General features: G+C 46.7%; 21 protein-coding genes and 1 tRNA gene. 11 read left to right on the forward strand and 11 right to left on the reverse strand.

The annotated features are described in order from the left end of the window. Positions 1-91: 91 nt before the first annotated feature. The 4 genes from ACEPST_RS09065 to ACEPST_RS09080 all read right to left on the reverse strand — a co-directional run bounded on the left by ACEPST_RS09065 (position 92) and on the right by ACEPST_RS09080 (position 3,218). Positions 92-814, reverse strand: coding sequence for an MIP/aquaporin family protein (locus tag ACEPST_RS09065; RefSeq protein WP_125763317.1), 723 nt, complete (start codon positions 812-814; stop codon positions 92-94). Positions 815-1,043: 229 nt separating this feature from the next. Further along, positions 1,044-1,463, reverse strand: a complete 420-nt coding sequence (locus tag ACEPST_RS09070) for a GNAT family N-acetyltransferase (RefSeq protein WP_204122103.1) — start codon at positions 1,461-1,463, stop codon at positions 1,044-1,046. A gap of 165 nt (positions 1,464-1,628) precedes the next feature. Beyond that, positions 1,629-2,786 carry an MFS transporter gene (locus ACEPST_RS09075; protein ID WP_395390663.1) on the reverse strand — a complete coding sequence of 386 codons (1,158 nt, stop codon included), beginning with the start codon at positions 2,784-2,786 and terminating at the stop codon, positions 1,629-1,631. A 6-nt stretch (positions 2,787-2,792) separates the two neighbouring features. After that, positions 2,793-3,218: a MarR family winged helix-turn-helix transcriptional regulator gene (locus ACEPST_RS09080; RefSeq protein WP_204122105.1), complete on the reverse strand. Its 426-nt coding sequence runs from the start codon at positions 3,216-3,218 to the stop codon at positions 2,793-2,795. A gap of 204 nt (positions 3,219-3,422) precedes the next feature. Here ACEPST_RS09080 and ACEPST_RS09085 point away from each other — a divergent pair, with 204 nt between their 5' ends. The 3 genes from ACEPST_RS09085 to ACEPST_RS09095 all read left to right on the forward strand — a co-directional run bounded on the left by ACEPST_RS09085 (position 3,423) and on the right by ACEPST_RS09095 (position 5,331). Then, entirely contained in the window at positions 3,423-3,917 is a 495-nt protein-coding gene (locus ACEPST_RS09085; protein ID WP_204122124.1) for a prolyl-tRNA synthetase associated domain-containing protein, read from the forward strand. 145 nt (positions 3,918-4,062) lie between these two features. Beyond that, a complete protein-coding gene (locus ACEPST_RS09090) occupies positions 4,063-4,482 on the forward strand; it encodes a MarR family transcriptional regulator (RefSeq protein WP_203643039.1) in 420 nt (139 codons plus the stop codon). 3 nt (positions 4,483-4,485) lie between these two features. Next, complete coding sequence (locus tag ACEPST_RS09095) at positions 4,486-5,331, forward strand: alpha/beta fold hydrolase (RefSeq protein ID WP_395390665.1); 846 nt, start codon at positions 4,486-4,488, stop codon at positions 5,329-5,331. Positions 5,332-5,411: 80 nt separating this feature from the next. On the opposite strand, the gene ACEPST_RS09100 is transcribed toward ACEPST_RS09095, so the two are convergent. Further along, positions 5,412-7,214, reverse strand: a complete 1,803-nt coding sequence (locus tag ACEPST_RS09100; RefSeq protein ID WP_204122106.1) for a DUF5776 domain-containing protein — start codon at positions 7,212-7,214, stop codon at positions 5,412-5,414. 300 nt (positions 7,215-7,514) lie between these two features. Between ACEPST_RS09100 and ACEPST_RS09105 the strand changes: the two genes are divergently transcribed. Continuing rightward, positions 7,515-8,516 carry an NADP-dependent oxidoreductase gene (locus ACEPST_RS09105; protein WP_204122107.1) on the forward strand — a complete coding sequence of 334 codons (1,002 nt, stop codon included), beginning with the start codon at positions 7,515-7,517 and terminating at the stop codon, positions 8,514-8,516. 213 nt (positions 8,517-8,729) lie between these two features. Here ACEPST_RS09105 and ACEPST_RS09110 read toward each other — a convergent pair whose 3' ends face one another. Both ACEPST_RS09110 and ACEPST_RS09115 read right to left on the reverse strand, forming a co-directional pair. Then, positions 8,730-9,881 (reverse strand): site-specific integrase, encoded by a 1,152-nt coding sequence (locus tag ACEPST_RS09110; RefSeq protein WP_204122108.1) that lies wholly within the window; start codon positions 9,879-9,881, stop codon positions 8,730-8,732. 59 nt (positions 9,882-9,940) lie between these two features. Then, a complete protein-coding gene (locus ACEPST_RS09115; RefSeq protein ID WP_204122109.1) occupies positions 9,941-10,525 on the reverse strand; it encodes a helix-turn-helix domain-containing protein in 585 nt (194 codons plus the stop codon). Between the two features lie 146 nt (positions 10,526-10,671). Here ACEPST_RS09115 and ACEPST_RS09120 point away from each other — a divergent pair, with 146 nt between their 5' ends. From ACEPST_RS09120 to ACEPST_RS09140, 5 genes are all read left to right on the forward strand, one after another. Then, positions 10,672-10,860, forward strand: a complete 189-nt coding sequence (locus ACEPST_RS09120) for a helix-turn-helix domain-containing protein (protein WP_204122110.1) — start codon at positions 10,672-10,674, stop codon at positions 10,858-10,860. A 13-nt stretch (positions 10,861-10,873) separates the two neighbouring features. Continuing rightward, the gene (locus ACEPST_RS09125) at positions 10,874-11,092 is read left to right on the forward strand and encodes a hypothetical protein (RefSeq protein ID WP_204122111.1); all 219 of its coding nucleotides are present in this window, start codon (positions 10,874-10,876) and stop codon (positions 11,090-11,092) included. 5 nt (positions 11,093-11,097) lie between these two features. Then, positions 11,098-11,367, forward strand: a complete 270-nt coding sequence (locus tag ACEPST_RS09130; RefSeq protein WP_204122112.1) for a hypothetical protein — start codon at positions 11,098-11,100, stop codon at positions 11,365-11,367. 250 nt (positions 11,368-11,617) lie between these two features. Next, complete coding sequence (locus tag ACEPST_RS09135; RefSeq protein ID WP_395390666.1) at positions 11,618-11,944, forward strand: hypothetical protein; 327 nt, start codon at positions 11,618-11,620, stop codon at positions 11,942-11,944. A 33-nt stretch (positions 11,945-11,977) separates the two neighbouring features. After that, complete coding sequence (locus ACEPST_RS09140; protein ID WP_395390667.1) at positions 11,978-12,493, forward strand: hypothetical protein; 516 nt, start codon at positions 11,978-11,980, stop codon at positions 12,491-12,493. A 28-nt stretch (positions 12,494-12,521) separates the two neighbouring features. Here the strand turns inward: ACEPST_RS09140 and ACEPST_RS09145 are convergent, their stop codons facing one another. After that, positions 12,522-13,694 (reverse strand): IS256 family transposase, encoded by a 1,173-nt coding sequence (locus tag ACEPST_RS09145; RefSeq protein WP_057879063.1) that lies wholly within the window; start codon positions 13,692-13,694, stop codon positions 12,522-12,524. A gap of 14 nt (positions 13,695-13,708) precedes the next feature. On the opposite strand from ACEPST_RS09145, the gene ACEPST_RS09150 reads away from it, so the two are divergent. Beyond that, a complete protein-coding gene (locus ACEPST_RS09150; protein WP_395390668.1) occupies positions 13,709-14,116 on the forward strand; it encodes a hypothetical protein in 408 nt (135 codons plus the stop codon). A 1,596-nt stretch (positions 14,117-15,712) separates the two neighbouring features. Then, positions 15,713-16,078 carry a hypothetical protein gene (locus tag ACEPST_RS09155; RefSeq protein ID WP_204122115.1) on the forward strand — a complete coding sequence of 122 codons (366 nt, stop codon included), beginning with the start codon at positions 15,713-15,715 and terminating at the stop codon, positions 16,076-16,078. A gap of 936 nt (positions 16,079-17,014) precedes the next feature. Here the strand turns inward: ACEPST_RS09155 and ACEPST_RS09160 are convergent. The 3 genes from ACEPST_RS09160 to ACEPST_RS09170 form a co-directional block, all read right to left on the reverse strand. Next, positions 17,015-17,087 (reverse strand) — tRNA-Ala (locus ACEPST_RS09160). A gap of 66 nt (positions 17,088-17,153) precedes the next feature. Then, positions 17,154-18,371 carry an ABC transporter permease gene (locus tag ACEPST_RS09165; protein ID WP_204122116.1) on the reverse strand — a complete coding sequence of 406 codons (1,218 nt, stop codon included), beginning with the start codon at positions 18,369-18,371 and terminating at the stop codon, positions 17,154-17,156. After that, the gene (locus tag ACEPST_RS09170) at positions 18,364-19,260 is read right to left on the reverse strand and encodes an ABC transporter ATP-binding protein (RefSeq protein WP_204122117.1); all 897 of its coding nucleotides are present in this window, start codon (positions 19,258-19,260) and stop codon (positions 18,364-18,366) included. The genes ACEPST_RS09165 and ACEPST_RS09170 overlap by 8 nt, the downstream gene beginning before the upstream one ends. Between the last annotated feature and the right edge of the window lie 734 nt (positions 19,261-19,994).

The following is a 19,994-nucleotide window of genomic DNA, read 5'->3' on the forward strand; positions in this document are numbered from 1 at the left end:
AAGAACAGGTGGCGGAGTAGCTATCCGGATGTTTAAAAATTAGGAACGAAAAAAGTCATGTTCAGCGCGAACATGACCTTTTGAATATCCCTTAGTTAAAAACCGTTTGCCAGAGAACCGTGGCACAGATGGCCCCGGCTATTGGCGCGATGACTGGCACCCAGCTGTATTCAAACTGCGAACTCCCTTTGTGGGGGAATGGCCAGATGGCGTGGAGCAGGCGGGGACCCAAGTCACGGGCCGGGTTCAACGCCGGACCGGTGGGACCACCCAGGGAAACGACCAGACACATGACCAGGAAGCCCAGGCCAATGAAGTCGGCGCGGGGGTCCAATTTGTCGGCGGTCATGGCAACGGCCCCCAGCACCAGCAGGAAGGTCCCGAGAAATTCGTTGATGAACCCGTTCAGCTTGCTGTTGGCGGCGTCAATCGTGGAAAAGGTTCCCAGGATGGCTTCCGTGTCCGTCGTTTTCTCGTAGTAGGGCTTGTAGGCGAGCACCACGGCCAGTTGACCGATGATGGCTCCCAGCAGTTGCGCCACCACGTAAGGCAGCACCTCTTGCCACGGAAAGTTGCCGACGACGGCCGAGGCAATCGTCATGGCCGGGTTGATCTGGGCCCCGGAAATGGTCCCAAACATGAGGGCGGGAATCATGACCCCAATCCCGTACCCCCAACCAATCAACAGCCAACTGCCGTGATAGCCTTTGGTACCCTTAAGTTCAACGTTGGCAACGGAACCGTTACCCAGGGCAACCATGATGGCCGTCCCAATAAATTCGGCAATGCACCGAATGAATAATGAATCATGCATAAATAAGTTCAACTCCACATAAGTATAAGATAGCTGACTGCGCCAGTCACCGCCCACCGACCACTGGTGGGACGTCGAAAAACGGCAGTATTCCTATCATACGCCTATCGTGGGTCGCTTTCACGATAAGTTTCAATTTATCTTGATAAAAGTTGGAACTGATTAAGGACTTACATTTTTGACAATGAAAAACCACCGACATTTAAAGTGTCAGTGGCTAAATACGTTGTTAGAACCGGCGTTCCAGCACGAAGGCACGGCCATAGGTTTGGGGAACGATTTCCAGAAAATCTAGGGATTCGTAGAACTTGCGGGTGCGTTCCTCAGGGTCGGTGATAAGGACCGTCTGGCCGACGTTTTGGTAGTGGTCCAGCATCTTTTTCATGAGCGTGGTCCCGACGTGTTGCTGCTGATAGGCCGGGTCCACAAGCAAATCTTGGATGTACAAAATGGTGTGGCCATCCGTCACGCCGCGAATCAAGCCGACGAGGTGGTCGTTTTCAGTGGCCCAGAGGACGGTGGAATTGGCGAGCGCATTCAAGGTATTCTGAGGCTGTTGCAGGTAGGCCGACCAGCCAACGCTGCGGTACAGGTCTAAGATTTTTTGATCAGTTATTGATGCGGTTCGAGTAAAACTATAGGTTATCATGGCGTTCTCCTTAAATTAGATGAAATTTAGAGTGAGTCGCTGGGTCCAACGTTTGACCATCTGAATGCCCCCTTAGTACCTAATGTTCTTGATTAAGCAATAAGATAGTTTATTTTAAGAGCCATTATACGCCAATATTATCATGCTAGGGATTCATTTGCGTTGTTAGGCTAATAGTCGTCGATTAGCCAGGTAAACGACCACCGTCACTGGTAACGACAGTGCCATGACCGGGTAGAGCCACGTCCAGGGTAAGACGGCTGTGATGATTCCGGCTAGCACCGGCCCACCTGACATCCCGATATCCACGCCAATATAGAAGGTACTATTCGCTAAACCACGGTCCGACATGGGAACTAGTGTCAGTGCCTTGGCCTGGCAAATTGAGAACATTAGACCATAACCGGCGGCAAAGCCAAACGCACCCAGAAACAACATAAACCAATTATTTAAATCGGTGAGGCCAATGATGCCTAACAGGTTAAAGCCTAAACATAGCCAGAAGAATTTTTTAAATGGGATGTGATCAAAGGCATCGCGTAGCAGCAGGCGCATCACTAACAAGATAATGGCGTAAGCGGGGAAGAAAGCTCCTGCCGGGACGGCGAAGTGACAATGGGCAATATAGCTCACGATGTAGGTTTCTGTGGCGAAATAGGGTAAGGAAAATAGGAGTAAGATGATTGCCAAAGGAACGACCTTAGGCTGAACCAGTTGGATTTTTTTAGCTGGCGTTGACTGCGTTGCGTGAGGCTGACTAGGAAGCCCCCGATTGCTGACGAATTGAATGGCAATCAACATTAAAACGCTAAAGAAGGAGGCGACCCAAAAGACACTTTGGTAGTTGTATTGTTGGTATAAGTAGACACTGAATGCCGGGCCCACAGCCATGCCCAGGGCACTCGATAGGCCGTAAATCCCCATGCCAGAACCAATTCGGTCGGCGGGTAAGAGGTCGGCTATCCAGGTCGCCATGCAGACGGAGCACAGGGTGTAGCCAAAACCACTAATTACACGGAAAAGCAGAATTAAAGCGACATTCGTGGTGAACGTATAGCCTAGGCTGGCCACCAAAAGGGAGATGCCGCCAATGAGAGTGAGGCTGTATTTAGAAAGACGATCGGTTAAATTACCTGCTAGTGGCCGCAATACGAGGGCGGTTAGGTTCATGGCACCGGCAATCACCCCGGCTAAAATACTGCTAGCCCCGCTGTTTGCTGAAAAGCCCGCGATGACCGGATTGATCAACATGGGACTCATTAAATAAAAGAAACTCGCGACTAAAACTAATAGAACATTTTTACTGTATAAGCGCGTGTGCACGCCCAATCATTTCCCTTCTAAGTTTGCGTTAGCGCGTCGAGCCAAGGCTAAAAATTGCTGTTGCTCTGCGGCTGTAAAGCCAGCGAAGAGTTCTTCACTCGTTCGCCAGCCGTGTTTCGTTAACTGGGCATATTTGGACAATCCCAGCGGTGTGACCACCACTAATTTGGACCGGCCATCTTGCGGATTGGCTGTCAAAGTGACGATCCCTAAGGCCACCATATGCTGGACGATGACTCGGGCCGTCTGATGCGTGATGCCCTGATAGTCTTTGAACGTCGCAATTGTCTGGTTAGGATTTTCTGCGAAGTACTTTAAGGCATCCCCCTGTCCGGTTGTTAAATCTAAATCTTGAATGTGTCGGTTTCGCCGTTGCTTGATTCGACGGGCCAGCTGTAACAACTGGCGCGCAACCATGCCATCATCAATCATTTCATCACCTCATGATTAAAGTGTACAGCACACTGTACAGTTTTGTAAGGGTTAATTTGCTTGCTAGTCTATTTTGATCTAGGCACAATTTCTGAGATTAACTGGTCGTGATGTGTGTTCAAAGGCAAAAGTTCATGCTAGAATAAATGATAAGTTAACATGTAAACGCCGTTAAAGAATGTGGAATTCGAAAGGATGATCGTTGTGGAACCTGCTAAACAAGTCGAAGAAGCCTTAGAAAAGATGAACATTCAGTATCAAATCGTTCATCACGCTGTTGCCCATACCACTGAAGAAGCCGACAAATTCATTGAGGGCATTGAAGGCGTCCGGACGAAGACCATGTTTTTGACGAACAAGAAGAAAACCGAATGCTATTTGCTAGTCATGGATGATGCCAAGCGGCTCGACTTCCATCAATTTGAAGAACTGACCGGTGCCAAACGGGCCAAGATGGGCCATGATGATTTACTGTTTGAGAAGTTGGGATTGGAACCCGGCATCGTCTCCATCTTTGGGCTGTTGAACAACAAAGATCATGACGTGAAGGTTTACTTTGACAAAGCCATCTTGAGTGAGAAGCGCATGAGTTTTCACCCCAACATCAACACCAGCACGATTTTTGTAGATAGTGATGATGTCCTGCAGTTCGTTAAAAACTTAGGATACGATTACCAGATCCTTGAATTAGAGGGCTAATGCCTGAAGAAAAGAGAGTAGGCTGTGTTTCTTGGCCGGCTCTCTTTTTACGTTGCCAGGTATTGTGATAGTTAAGTCCGAGGTAGCTTGACAAAAAGTTATTTTGGTTTTATAGTGTATGTACACGATAAAGGAAGCGATAAATGTGACCCACCATTTTTACGAAACCTGTGCCTACTTTACGGCGGCACGGTACATGCGGACCGCTGAAGCCGCGGCCGACAAGTTCTTTAAACCCACCGGGATGCGGCCGGCCTATTCCTATTTGATGATGGCCTTGGAGGACCAACATCCATTGACCATCAGTGAGCTGGCCGAGAACCTGGGCTATGAGCGGTCCTCCAGCTATCGCATGGCGCAAAAGCTGGAACGGCAGGGCTATCTTAAAATGTACCTCAATGGCAAGTCGGCGACTGTCGATCTCTTGCCGGCCAGTGGACCGTTTCTCGAAACAGCCAATCGCTGTCTTGAGGCGTGGGGGCATTTTACAACGGATAAGCTGGGCGCCGATAAAGCTGCAATGACCCGCTTACTAACGACTAATGACGAAAAATTAAGGAGATAATGAATGATGACTAGTTTTCACACCGTACAAGTAGACGACCTAAACATTTTTTACCGTGAAGCGGGCAACCCGGCCAAGCCGACCATGCTGTTATTCCATGGCTTCCCATCCGCTAGTCATATGTTTAGAGACCTGATGCCACGCTTGGAAAATGACTTCCATTTGATTGCGCCAGACTATCCGGGGTTCGGCCAATCGAGCATGCCCAACCACAAGGACTTCACGTACACGTTTGCTCACCTGGCTACGGTCATGACCGACTTTATTGAAAAATTAGGGTTAAATCCGTTCTACATGTACGTGTTTGATTACGGGGCACCAATCGGCTTTCAAATCGCTGCGGCACATCCAGAGTGGATTCAAGGCATCGTGAGTCAGAACGGAAACGTTTATCAGGAGGGGTTAGGCCAGAAGTGGGCGACCCGGCAGGATTTCTGGGATCACCCGACACCAGAGAAGCGAGCCAGCTATCGGGGTGCGTTTGCGCCGGAAACCATTAAAGGCCAGTATCTGACGGGGACACCGGCGAACAGTGTGGGTCCCGATGGCTACACGTTGGATATTGCTTACACGCAGAGTCCCAATTACGCGGACAACCAATTGGATTTGATTTTTGATTATCAAAATAACATTAAGCAGTACCCCAAGTTCCAGCAGTATCTCCGGGAGAACCAGCCTAAATTATTGGCGATTTGGGGCCGGAATGATCCGTCATTTATTTTCCCTGGCGCTGAGGCGTTCACCAAGGATGACAGTCAGGCGATTGTGAAGTCAGTGGACAGTGGGCACTTTGCCCTGGAAAGTCACGCTGCTGAAATTGCTCAGAGCATTCTTGAGGTGTTTGGGTAGCGGGGTAACAAAGAAAAAAAACAGAAAAATAAGGAGTGGGCTGATTTCTTAGCTCACTCCTTATTAAGGTTGTACTGATATTAGTGAATGACGCGCACAAACTGTTTGTTCCCGGTGATGTAGCCACCAGCAACCTTGTAGCGCAGGGTGTCGCCCTTGCGGAAGTTGTTGGCATTGGAGTAGGCCCAACCGGTAACGTTGAAGGTGGTATGAGCCTGCTTAGGATAATGTCGATTGCGGCTCGTCAAATTGGCAGTGCCATAACGGTTGACGGCTGTCTTGGCTTGAACGCGTTTAGGCATGGTGTATTTGCCAGCGATAACCAGCTTCTTATTCCCCGACACAAACTGCCCGTTCGGGAGCACGAAGCGTGTCGTCAGGTTGTGGGTAACGATTCGTTTAATTCGAAGAACTTGCCCCTGCCGGTAGTGGGCTCGTTTGCCAGTCAGATTTTTCTTTACATAGCCATTTAGGCCGCGGGGGTTGATGACCGTGAGCTTCTTAGGTTTGTTAGCGTAGTAGACGGCCTTAACGTAAGTGGACCTGGCGGTGATATACCCGGTTGTCCCTTTACCATTAAGGTCCTTCACCTGGTAACGTTTAAGGCCATTCCGTGAGGTCGCAAAGTCAATGACCTTAAACATTGGTCGATTGATTCGCGCCTTTTTCGCGTAGTGGGTCATCTTTGCAGAAGCAGTAAAGGTGGGAGTGGCGTAAAGGTTTAGGCCCTTTGTGGCGTAGATGACACTGTTTTTCACGACTGGCGCGACGACATTCGGGTGGTAGGTATAAGTGACTGTCTGTTTGTGAGCTGTAAAAGTTCCGGTCCCCTGACCGATTGTTTTGACGAGGTGATATTGGGGAATGCTGAGGGGCTGAGTTTGGTAGCGACTCCCAAGCGAGCCAGTCAAGGTTTTAGTTGGTCTGAGGGATTGACCCTGTTCATCAAGGTAGTGGACAATGACTGGCTGACTTTGCGGACTAGGTGGCGGCGTTGGGCCAGGTCCCGGTGCAGTGGGTGATTTGAAGACATAGGTAATGGAGGTCAGAAGCGGATAGGAAGCCAACACGCCATCGGCCATGACTTTACCGTCAGGATTATGATGAATAAAGGTTTCAATGGGTGTTTTGAGTAATTTGGCTGCTTTCACTTCAGATGCGACAGGGTCAAGGTTAACCAGTTCTTCCGGGGAGCTCACTAAATAGTTGGCGGAGGCGAAAGGCAGCAGTTGAGGAAGATTGCTATCGTATTTGGTCTTATCTGAGAACAAGTCGTTCAAGGTGGCAAGCGGATTTTCGTCTATCAGGTTACCCAGTGCTGTGAGCCGCTTCTGCAAAGTCGCTTCATAGTGCGCTTGAGCTGAGTCAAAATCAACATGATTTACGACCTTATCCGCAGCGGCTTGATAAATCCAAGCATACGTGTAGGCCGCAGTTTTATAGGTTTGAGTAAAGTCTGTTAGCGTATTAATGTTTGGAAAGATTTTTTTATCAAACAGATATTGATCTAGATGTTCATCGGGGGTGACGGTCAGACCATCTTGTATCAGACCTTTCATCGCTTCAACCACATTGAAAACGTTATTATCCGATGGATGGCCTCCGGTTATACTGTTAGTAAAAATGTCTGAATCCGTGGTTTCTTCTGCTGTAAACTCTTGAGCAGTGGCGTTAGGAAACCAGAACATCTTGCTGGTGTGCCCCTGTTCATCGGTGATGATGTTATATGGCAACTCTGCGGAATCGAATCTGTAGGTTTGTGAATTAGGGGAATTCGTTTCCGTTGGGAGCATGGCGGCCTGAACGACAGTAGGGGGTAGGCTCGCACCAAGCAAAAGCAATGACAGGCTAGTCAGAATAAAACGGTGAATGATCGTCATCATAGCGTTACCTCATCTTTTCCTTATTTAGATATTGTTAGTCTACCACGATTCAGGTTGAAAAACTTGCTTACAAAAACAGGAGAATCTTGGCAGAGGCGTCATAGCTTAGATTGATGACAATTATATAAATTAATTTATGGGATTAACAAGGCTGTGACAAGGGTGTGTCTTTATGGGGGAGGGCATTAGTTTTTAGAAAAGTAACTTTATTTGACTATTGTAACTAATTATTATAAGATATTTTCAACTAAAAAAGACAGAACGATATTACTCGCTAACAAGCAAAGGAGAATTGACAAGATGCAAGCTGCCCAATTACTGAAATATGACAAGAATTTTAAACTAGTTGTGAAGGACATCCCCGTACCAACGCCGACTGAGGATGAAGTCCTAGTTAAAGTAAAGGCAGCAGCCGTCAATCCTTTGGAAAAGTTAATTGGCATCGGCTATCTGAAGTTGCTGCAGAATTATACCTTGCCAGTGACGACGGGAAACGAATTGTCGGGGGTTGTTGAAGCGGTTGGCAAAAATGTGAAAGATTTCAAAATTGGGGATGAAATCTACTCACGGTTGCCCTTAGAAAAGATTGGGGCCTTTGCGGAATATGCTGTGATTGATTATCATGCCGTCGCGCTGAAACCAACTGGCTTGGATTTTGTACACAGTGCGGCAGTGCCCTTAACCGGCTTGACCGCGTATCAGGGGCTGACCGAAGAACTAGGCGCGCAACCCGGACAAAGCGTGATGATTCCAGGCGGCTCTGGGTCGTTTGGACAAATGGCCATTCCAATTGCTAAAGAACTAGGCTTGAGAGTCATGGTTAGTGGAAATGCGCGCGCAAAACAATCCGTCATGGATATGGGTGTCGAACAATATTTTGATTATCGTGAACAGAATTATTGGGAGCATCTCGAACCCGTTGATTACGTGATTGATACGGTTGGGAAGACAGAGCTGGATCATGAACTTCAGGTGTTGAAACCGGGTGGACGATTATTATCCTTAATCATGACGCCTAATCGCCAGTTTGCTAAAGACCATCAGATGCCATTTTGGAAAACGGCTTTAATCGGGATTGCCGGTAGTGGGATTGATCGGCAGGCCAAACGAGCTGGTGCTGACTATCGGTTTATTTTCGTGAGAAGTGATGGCGAACAGCTGAAGATGATTACCAAACTTGTTGAAGAAAACCAGATTGAACCAGCTGTTGACCCAACTGAGTTTAAATTGTCAGATATTAATCAAGCTTTAGATTATTTGGCAAACGGCCATCCGAAGGGAAAAGTCGTTATTCGATTTTAGAAAATGATTGGCGGTAACGTCTAACAAAAATAGAGGGTGAGCTGAAAAATCAGCTCACCCTCTATTAATTTAAATATTTTTTCTCTGAAACTCTATCAATGGACCCTACCGGGATTGAACTCTTGTTTCAGGGGATGCCAGTAATATCAATGTTTATACGGGGTTTCAGCTAATTATTTAAATTAGGGGTTACCATAAAGGTTACCATTTCGCCTAAAATCCCATATAGGTTGCTAGTTTTTCAGTTGTCTTTTTACGCTGCTTTTCGGAAACGTGAGCGTAAATGTTCATGATGGTATCAACGTCAGCATCCCCTAAACGGTCTTGAACTTCCTTGATGTTGGCACCGGCCTCAAAGAGCAATGTAGCGTGGGTATGCCGGAACTTGTGAATGGTAATCTGTGGTAACTCTGGCTTATCATCCATAATTGCGTGCAACCACTTACTAGGGGTATTTAAAGACTTCATGCCGTTCTTAGTGTTGGCAAAAATGAGTTGGCCGGGCTTCATAGTGTTGTAGCCTAATACCAGATAATCACGCCGTTGCTGTGAACGCCAATGCTTTAGGTGGCCTAATGTAACCTTGTCTAACGTGATAGTGCGCTTACCAGTACGCGTCTTTGGTGGCTGAATAATCTGCTTGCCACCGGTACCTTGCGCAATAGACTTGTTGACGGATAGTGTGCCTTGTCTGAAATTAATATCATTCCACGTTAGGGCTAAACACTCACCGCGCCGGATTCCTGTGAAAGCTAAAACCCGAAATAAAGTGTATTTTTCAGCCTCTTCAACGGGATCAATGAAAGTAAAGAAATGCTTCAATTGTTCTTTAGTCCAGAACTTATTGGGATCGCGTTGCCAGTTGTCGGTACGCCTAGGCATGGTAACCATGGCGGCTGGGTTAGTAGCGATATAGCCTTGCCTCATGGCGTATTTAAATACCATGTTGGCAAAGTTATACCATCGCTTATAGTTTACCTTGACCTCTTTAAACCATCTGTTAAGCGTTGTCTGAACGTCTGAGAGGGTAATGGTTCGGATGCGTTTCTTACCGAAAGCTGGTAGAATATGGTTATCGAACATCCCCGAAACTCTAACGGTGGTGCTCTCACGAACGGTATTTACATAGGACTCATACCATTCCTGATAAACCTCTTTAAACAGAATATTATTGTCTTTTTGTAGGCCGCCTTGGTCAATTTCCAGCTCTAATCTGGAAGCTGCTAGGGTGGCCTCTTTTTGCGTTCTAAAGCCTTTACGGTGAATACGCTTAGGTTTACCCGTTTGTGGGTTAATACCGGCGTAGAGCTGAATACTGTAACGCTTGTCACCGCTCTTAGTGGTGTAACTCTTAATACTAGCCATAATGCTTTTCCTCCATAACGTACCATGCAGGGCGGTGTTATGTAGGGAATGAGAAGAGATTACTTAGTATCAAAAGAGATCTTAATATCTAAATCAATATCAATGTTCTTATCATTGTAGTTAATGGCAGACTTAACTTGCTGTTTCATGTAAGCGGCAATATTGTTCTTAACGTCAGTGATGAAAGAGGGCGATAGTTGGTCTACATAAGGCTTGATTATTTTTAGATTGTCATCCCCATTAACGTGAAATGAGGCCCCATACAGAGCCGTCTGAGTGTCAGACAGTCCCTCATTTTCGATAAAACCATTAAGCTCAACGGTTGAAATGCGAGTGCCATTTTCAGAAATGTTGATATATAGCGGTGCGGTGTAGGTGTACATGTGGTTTTCATTCCAGATGTTTTCATCATAGTCACCTAGCTCGTAGTAGTAATCGAAGTCAAAGGGAAGAAATTCGAATAACTCAGAGGGATTAGATTCAAGGTAAGTACATATTGTATTGATTGTCCCCATTTGAATCATCTTATTACTGTTTTGGGAAAGTGCTGTTAAAGTTGTGCGGGATATACCTGTATCATTGGCCATCTTTGAAATTCTGATTTGTTTTTCTGTCAAGATAACAGCTAAATTACTTCTAATCATGTTGACACCTCCGTTGCTTTCTATTGACAATTGTACGGATAATTGAACAAAATGCAACTTTTTGTTGAAAAAAGATAATTAGTGGGTTAAGATGTTCATGTTGAATCGTTCAAGTAGTTGAACAAAAAGTGATGGAGTGATGATTAATGATTGAGAACGAAACACATATTTTATCTTTGAAACAGACAATGGATTATATGGGAATTAAGTCGTATAACACGCTTTACCGAATGATTGATAACGGATTACCAGTTATTCATGTTGGAAATGTAAAACGTGTTGACCGGGACAAGCTGGATGAATTTCTTGCTAAAAGCACTGAGGTAAAGCAATAGGAGGCAACCAATCATGGCGGAAACAGACCAACGAATTAAGGCTATCTTAGCGACCCTAGACAAGCTAGAAAGCCAAGTGAGGGTGCTTGAACGGGTGGTGCTTGAACAGGCTACTAGGGGAGCTGAGATGGACGTATTACAGGGCCTACTGGTTAAGGTGATGGCAACTAACGAGAGTATTAGCAAGCTATCACGTCAATTAAAAGACTTGTCTAAAGGGATGGAGGTATAAGGGTTATGGAATTAGGACTAACGTTACCAGAGTCAGAGTTAGATCACGTCAAGTCAGTTATGTATCAGTCAGCAATGGAGGCTTACAAGGCGGCTGGGAGGCAGCAGAGTTACCGGCCATATATGACTAAGGCAGAGGCTAGCAGTTACTTACACGTTTCACAAGTTAAGCTGAATGAGTTTATTCAAGCTGGCTTACAGGTTACCACGGTGCAAAATATCACCCGGATTAGTAAGGATAGTTGCGATACATTCATGAAAGAACACTTAATTTAAAGCCATGCAGGGCGGTGTAGTTAGCAAGTCTCTTAGTCGTTACTGAGGACAGCATGAGAGGCGGTGAACAGTCGTAAACATATTTAATGCGATTCTATTGGGGATGTTAGCCAGCTACGCGGCAGGGGGTGTCAGTTTGACACTCCCATACTAGAGGCTAATTCTCTGAACTAAAGTAGATTGTTGGAGAGTAACTCATGAATGAGAGTATAAAAAATCCACGCTATAACTTTGGCGAGTTAGCGTGGACGTGAAAGAAGCATATTCGATTGCTTTTTCTGTACCCTCATTCTATCACAGAATGGAGATTAGTATATTGGATTTAGAAGACGTTAGAGCCAATGTAATTGAGAGCCAGAACTTGAATTTTGCTCAGTTTGAAATGTTGGGACAGTTAGAAACCATGGTTGCTAGTTATAATCGGGGCGAGTGCAGTAGTGAAGACATTGCCCGTGAGCTTAGTCGGATGTTCGGCAGTATCTATTGGCTAGGAATGAATGTTAAAGGCGATTTAGAGAGCATTGACCAACAGTTAGACACGTTGACGTGGCGCAATGCTAGAGGACTAAAGATATGAGTTGTCACTGGGGACAGGAGGTGAAACACGGGGATGAGTTCTAATGGTAAACGACATGATTTAGTTAGAGATGAAGGCCCGTTACTCGTATTCCCATCATTAGCTTGTGAGGTGGGAACTAACGAAGCCATTATATTAGCCCAGATACATTACTGGTTACAACGATCGAAGAACTATCGTGATGACTATCTTTGGACGTATCACAGCTACACAGGATTGCGTAAGCAAATCCCTTTTATGAGTATCAGCACAATTAAACGGAGTATCCAACACTTGGAACGAGACGGCTATTTAATTAGTGCCAATTACAATAAGGCTGGTTTTGACAAGACAAAATGGTACCGAATTAACTACAGCAAAGTGGACGAGCTGCCGTGGGGTCAAGTTGACCCTACGAGTGATTCAGATTGGACCAATGGAACGGGTCAATTTGAGCAAACCAATACCATAGATTACACAGAGACTACATCAAAGACTAACAACCCCATTGTGGGGCAGTTGTCGACACAGGAGCTTGAGAATGATGGGAGTGTCAAATTTTTTGTGTAAATGGAAGTCCTCTCCCATTAGCTAGCTTCTAATACATGGATTCTAACGTATCTTGAATTTGCTTGAAACCTCGATGCGTTCGCTCAAAATTTTGGCCGTTGTAGTCACGAATAACTGTGACCAGAACGCGTTCTAGTGCTGGTTCATTTGGAAATTGTTCTTTCTTCTTTGTCTGCCGTTTTAGCTTCTTGTTGAATGATTCAATGAGATTTGTGCTGTAGATGCTACTGCGTATCGCAGCTGGAAAAGTGAAACAGGTCAAGAGATGAGGATTATTTTCTAGCTTGCCCGTTACTTTTGGATACGCCTTTTGCCACTTGTCTATGAAGTCAGCTAAGGCCTGTTTTGCGTCGTCCATGGTAGCTGCTTGATGGATCAGTTTGAAGTCGTTAAGGACCTCTTGTCGGTCCTTAGTTCGAACGTGAGCTTCAATGTTCCGACTGACGTGGATCAGGCACTGCTGGAGCTTAGCCTTAGGGAAGTGGTCACCAATTGTGTTGGTAAGGCCGACTAAGCCATCGGCCACGAATAAGAGGACTTCTTTTACACCACGCTGCTGAATGTCCACGAGAAGCTCTTCCCAAACGGTACTGGATTCAGTTGGAGCGACTTGGTATGCTAGGACCTCTTTCATACCATTTGGTCGAATGCCAATGGCGATATGCACGGCTTCTTTAGCCACTGAGTCCCGGCGCAGAGGTAAGTATGTTGCGTCCACATAAATGACTGCGTAACGACTCGCTAGAGGGCGCGTCTTGAAGGCGTTGACCTGTTGGTCAACGACCTTCGTGAGGTTTGAAACCGTTTGTGGTGTGTAATGAGCACCATACATTTTCTCAATCAAATCCGCGATCTCACTAGTGGTAATCCCTTTTTCGTAGAGCTGGACAACCGTGGCTTCTAAACCATCCGTTTGGCGTTGATAGCTTGGAATAGTTTGCGTATTAAAGGCGCCATTTCGGTCGCGTGGAACCTCCAAGTTTAGTTCCCCATACTTAGTTTTAAAGGTTCGCAGATAATGCCCATTGCGTGAATTGCCGCTGTTAAAGCCTTGGCGGTCGTAGGGTTCATAACCGAGGAACGATGAAAGTTCCTCGTGCATTAAATCATTGATGGCCGTTTCCAAATGTTGCCGAAAAACTTCGTCCAAATCTTGCTTTTGTGCTAGTGCTGCCATAATTTCTTTGTTAAACTGAGTCATGGGGAAAGCCTCCTATGTCCTATGAAGTGAGTGTGGTTGCTAACTATCATAAGGGAGAGGCTTTCCCTTTTCAATTGCTTATTTTTCTATTTACACATAATTATTTAAACACTCAGAATGATTTTCAGGAGGTATGGAAGCAATACCCAAGTAAGACCGGGAAGAAACTAGCTCTTAAGTATTATCTGAAATGGAGGAATGAAGAGGGCCATACTAATAGGTACCTACTTCATAGACTAGACACCTATAAAAACTATTTAAAATTACATGATAAGCAACCGGTTCATGGATCAACCTGGTTCAATGGACATTTTGACGATGCAGAATGCTTGACTGATAAGGAACGAGAAGAACGATATGGTAAGGCACTAACTGAGACGGAAGGTACTAATACCAATTGGATGGATGAAGTTCCCTTCTGAACCACTGGTTCTAAGAAAAAGAGAAAGGTTCCGCGCGAAAGAGAAAGCTGAGTCGGTATATTACCGAGTGAGGTGTGTACCTAGAACTACACAGCAAGTTAATGGCGAACCCAATAACGTTTTGTTATTGAGAATATGGCGTAGTGTAACCTGCGTCCCCAATTTGGGTACGCAGCCTATCTGATTGCGTAATTGAGAGTACTGACTGTAAGGGTGTAGTTGAGAGTACTCCCTTGAACGAACGTAGCTAGAGCTGCTGCCATTGCCATAAACACAAGCGTAGTTCCAACTACAGTTGTGGATCAACAGACCAAGCAACAGAAGTTAGGAGCGCTGTAATACGTGTCAGTTAAGGGAAATTGATGCCGTTTAGCCAAGCAACAACAGACCAGTCAACAGAGGGACAACAGACCAATAAACGAATGGATCATGATACCTCAGCTACTAGCTGGGGCTTCATTTTGAAGAGGCTTTTGGTACTTCAAGCAGATCAATTTAAAAGACTCAAAATGTCGCGTTATGTGGGGATGAAATAATATCTTTAATAGTGACGAGCAACCAACTACACAACCAAGGAATCAACCAACGTTAGGAGTGCGCTGAACGCCTGTATAATCACTCTTGAACGAATAGAACGGTTAGCAAACAACCAAGGAAACAACCAACAAAAAACGCTGGAAATAGTAACGACTTTAGCAAGGTGACTAAGTTTAACTTAGGGCGTCAGTTGGCAATACTTATGAATGACATAATTTCACGGCCGAAAGGTTGGCAGTGAGAGTATCAAACTTCAATCCATGATAAGTGGACAGGGGTACATCCCCTGTAAACGCCGGTAAGGCAAACAATTATAGGCATGCCGTTAGATAAAGTGAACATCAACCGAACGCCCTAAACCATTACCACAAGTTGTCCAGCAGTTGACAGGCCTCAAACGTTGCCACAATAGGCAACGTGAAGGTAGGTATTGGCGATACTGTCCAGCCGGTGTCCAACGAGTGTTCAGCAGTAATGGAGTGTGCTTAATTTTATGTAGATTTCTCAGTGTCAAGCGTTATGTCGAACCATTAGTAGGCTATCAAAGCTGGTTAGACAGCGTTTATAGGTGGCAGGCGTGTGTGGTGTGTCAAGCCTAATGACAATCAACTGTCAAACCAAAGAGGGGCTACTAACGTTGTTGTATGAGTATTTGCCATGAGTTGGTATGGGTGACGTGTCAAACGTGTTGGCGATGGTTACGCGTCCCCAAATTGGGTACGCAGCCTATGCTGTTTCTTTGCTTAGTATAATCATGGTTAATGTATTCAACGACCAACTAAGGGCCATCAAAGGGCCATCAAAGGGCCAACAAGTGGCAATCAAACTAATAGTGAAACAGGTTGGTATATAAGGCTTGGGGCCGGTTAATAATTGTTGAGTGGCAATCAAACGGCAATCAAAAGGGCCAGCACTAGTGGTAATAAAAAAAGGGATGCAACGAGTTAACGTCACATCCCTTGAAAAAAGCGTCCCAGAGCAGGCATACCGAGTGGTTTAATATCCTAACAGGAACTATTGTATCACGAACGATAGCATAAATGAATTGGAGGCAGAGCAATGGCAGATAGCGGTAACGATAGCCAAGAATTGTTGAGTGAATATTTGGACGTTTCAGAACATTCACAATTTCTGAAATGGAAGCAGCGTAAATATAAGCGTGAGGGAAACACGGCGGCAATGGAAACCGTGTCCAAGGAATTGAAGGGGTGCCAGAGCCAGAATGATAAAGCATTGTCCCTGATAGGTTTATTCAACGGGTACGAGGCCACGTTGTTAAGGCTACGGTATGTAGAGGGAATGAGTGTGAAAGAGATTGCAGACAGCTCAGAGCTTCCATACGGCTATGATTGGATCAATCACAAGCTCAGTGAGGAACGACGTGCGTTAGAGTTACTAGACCGTTGGAAATCGGCACAAGCATAATGTTGGTAGGCATAGAGGCCGTGTACAGTCCTGAGAGGCTGTGTGCGGCTTTTTGATTGGCTTACGGTATGGTTTTACCCCGCCCCGGCAATGCTGAGGCTAGAGCGCACACATTACCGTTGTCTTATACCACAGCAGTATTCTGGAAAACTTTTAGGGGTGGGGGTGAATGAGGGGCAACTGACATTGAAATAGTCGGGGATGCTTGCAATAACGGGTAGGGGACTAGTCGCACGTGTCTAGCGATTTACGGCAATAGTGCCAGATTAGTGTACTTTTTAGCCGTGTTTGAAGGTGCATCCCCGTGTATGGAATTTGCTTGGGAATACTGAGGTATAACCGTTGCAATTGCCAACGCATTTATGGCACTGTGATAACTGATAAATGCTAACATGAAAGGTTTTATATGGTTATTTGAGGCATATGAAAAAGGGTGCAACCTTCTAATTTAGAGGTGCACCTAAAGTTGCAGACTTAGAGTGGAATTTTGGTGAGATTGGCCGTCGGCTCGAGTGGGTAAAGGAACATGACTTAGCACATGGCGAGTTTGAACATTGGTATCAGGGTGTTGGTATGGAACGTCATTTTGTTCAGAAGGCAATGAAGATTGCAACTGAATTAAAAAGCCCAACATCCGGCACTGTGGGATCGGAGGCATTATATCTCATTGCCACCATGCCTGAATCTGAACGTGACAAGCCACAATCGCTAACATTACAATGAAAGCTTATTGGGGTATGAGGGTGGAAACCACAAAAAACTGCTAGCCATTAAGCTAACAGTTCCCACCGCCTTGCATGATGATTCTTGTGTGCCGGTTACCAAAAAGGTTACCATCGGTTACCATATTGTGGTTACCAGTAAAAATAGTAAAAATTGAGAATGCCTTAATACCGCTGTTTACAAGCCGTATTTTACTTCCTGAAACCTTATCAATGGACCCTACCGGATTTGAACCGACGACCTCCTGCATGCGAAGCAGGCGCTCTCCCAACTGAGCTAAGGGCCCATACCACTTACGCCATTAATTATAGCACGTTGCCGTGAAATGTTAATGGCTAAATGGCTGTTGTATTTAGTGCTTAAAACTGTGAATTAGGTGTTGCCACATATTTTCGCTGTCGGTCTGCAACATCAACCGTTGGTACTGGCGGCCAATGTACAGAGCGAACAGGCCAATCGTGACCAGCAAGACGAGCAGGGAGCCCAGCTGTTCCACCAGGCTGACGGTGCCGTTGATGACCCGCATCGGCATGAAATATGATGAGAAGAAGGGCACGTAGGACAGAATCTTAACGGCTAACGCGTCCAAATTATTTTGGAACGGGAAGGCGGCAAAGAAGCCCAGCATTCCCAACATCACCACGGGTTGTGCCGCTTTGGAAGCATCCTCCGCTTTGGAGACCAGCGCACCACTGTAGGCGGCCAGAAGCGTGTAGATGACGACCCCCAACAGGACGTACAGGAGGTTCAGGTTGACGATGTTGTGAATGACACTGTCGACCAGCGATTGGTTGGTACTGATCAGGCGTTTGATCCCCGCGTTATGCATGGCCAATCCATAACCAGCCCAGCCTCCCAGAAGGTAGATGGCAATCTGCGTGACGATGACCAGTAGAATCCCTAAGATCTTGCCGACAAAGTAGCTCGTTGCCGTGGTGCTCGAGAAGATGATTTCCATGATTTTCGTGCCCTTATCCGACGCAATTTCTTGAGCCGTGATGGTGGAGTACGTAATTAGGATGATGTAGATCATGGTGATCAGAATCCAGAAGGAGATAATCTTTGCTAAGTTGGTGGCGCCGTCCTTGGTGGCCACGTGCTGCTTGAGCACCGGCGTTTGGGCGAGGGCCTGTTTCTGTTTAGGACTGAGTTTAGCGGTCTGGTAATTTTGAATGGTCTGATATTGCGTCAGAAAGTTTTGGACCTGCGCCTTCAGCCCATTGGCCATGGCCTTGTTCCCATGATAATCCCCGCGCAGGTGTGCGCCGCTGGTGCTTAACGTCAGGTAACCGGCCAGGTGGTTGGCCTTCAGGGCCTTCTTGGCCGCGGCGGTCGTGGTGATTTTGGTATTGATGCCGTCCTGGTGCTGTTGCAGGTAGCTTTGCCGAAGCACCTTCGAATCGCTAATAATGGCGACCTGTTGGCTGCTACGACTGCTATTGGCGCTGATATAGCTAATGCCGACGGTCAGGGCAATCATGACAAATGGCCCCAGAATCATGAACAGGAAGCTCCAGGATTTAATCTGGCGCAGGTAGGTTTCAAACGTGACGACCCAGGTCTTAGACATGTTCCTCACCCACTTTCAAACGAAAGATTTCATCAAGGGTCGGTGGCTGTTGGCTAAATTCTTCAATATAATGACCCTGCGTCAGCGCATCAAAAATGGCGGGACCGGCCGTGGCGTCCGTCAAATGCAGGACGTAACGGTTGCCGTGTCGGTGGGTCACACTGGCCACGCCGGTCAAGGCTGTGAGCTGCTCGGTGGTCCAGTCGGTCGTGACAAACAGCTCGGTCTTACCAAACTGTTCGCGCACGTCCTCGAGGGTGCCGCGCAACACGACGTTGCCTTTCCGCAGCATCACGAGGCGGTCACAGACGGCCGTGACGTGTTCCATGTCGTGGCTGGAAAAGATGATGGCCGCGCCACGCTCCTTGGCCGCCACGATGGCTTGCTTCAGGAGGTCGGCGTTGACCGGGTCCAGCCCACTAAAGGGTTCGTCCAGGATCAACAGGTCGGGCTGGTGAATCAGCGTGCAGATCAGTTGGACCTTCTGTTGATTCCCTTTGGACAGGTCGTTGATCTTACTCTTGCGGGTCCCTTTGACATCGAACCGTTGAAGCCAGTCGTCGATTTGCGGCCGAATGACTTTAGCCGGTTGACCTTTGAGGCGGGCCAGGTAAATGATTTGTTGTTCAATCGTCAGCTTGGTCATCAGGCTTCGTTCTTCTGGCAGGTAGCCGATGTGGTCGAAATCCTCGGCGGACAGGGTGTGGCCCTGCCACTGAATACTGCCGCCGTAGTCGATAAAGTTCAGGATACTGTGAAAGGTGGTCGACTTGCCGGCCCCGTTTTGGCCGATCAAGCCCAGTATCTGGCCATCGGGAACGTCAAAGCTGACGTCGTTCAGGGCTTTGACTGGGCCGAATTCTTTGCTGATATGTTGAATGCTTAGCATGGCAAATTCTCCTATCAATTGTTTTGCGGTTAAATGTCTTCTTAGCAGCGCCTCCGGGCTGGTGAAAATGGGCCGTGACGCTGTGGGCGCACGTCTGAAGCCTGAGAAACGGTCTTCAGACTTACTTTGAGCCGAAGTTCACGTCTCAAAGATAGCAGTTGCCTAAGCGGGAAACCCGCTAAGGCAACTCCCACGGCTGAGACCATTTTCACCAGCCCTGCGGCTGACACAGATTTTAACCCCAATCAAGCGGTTCGTTCTGTGCTTTGGACAGCAGAGTTACGTTGTGCCTGCTGGGGACTATCAATCTGGGCCTGGTCGCGTCTGTTCCCGGCGGCGGGCTCAAACTGCCCTGCTGCGGGGCCGGTTACAGCCAAAAGGCGGGCTTTCACCTCAACTTTGAGCCTGAAAAGCGGTCTCAAAGGTTGTCCCATGGTCTAAATAGAGAAAACCACTCTATTAAGTCCATCGACACAGCTGGGCAGTTTGGCCCGCCTCTGGTCACTTCCACGACCGGCCCAGTTTCCCCAGCCCTGCGGCTGACACTGGTTTGGCCGCCATCGAATGTATAGATGGTTGTGTCAGTTTTGACTAGTTATGATTCTTCGTTTTCAGATTGTTCCTTGCTGTATGTCAGTGGATGTTTCACTGAAGCTAACGGAACCAACTCCCGACTACCAGTTGAAATGACGATATTGTTGACTAATCCCATCTCGAACATGCTTATATTATAC

Source organism: Levilactobacillus sp. FUA 3915 (assembly GCF_044053135.1).
Lineage (GTDB): Bacteria > Bacillota > Bacilli > Lactobacillales > Lactobacillaceae > Levilactobacillus > Levilactobacillus lanxiensis.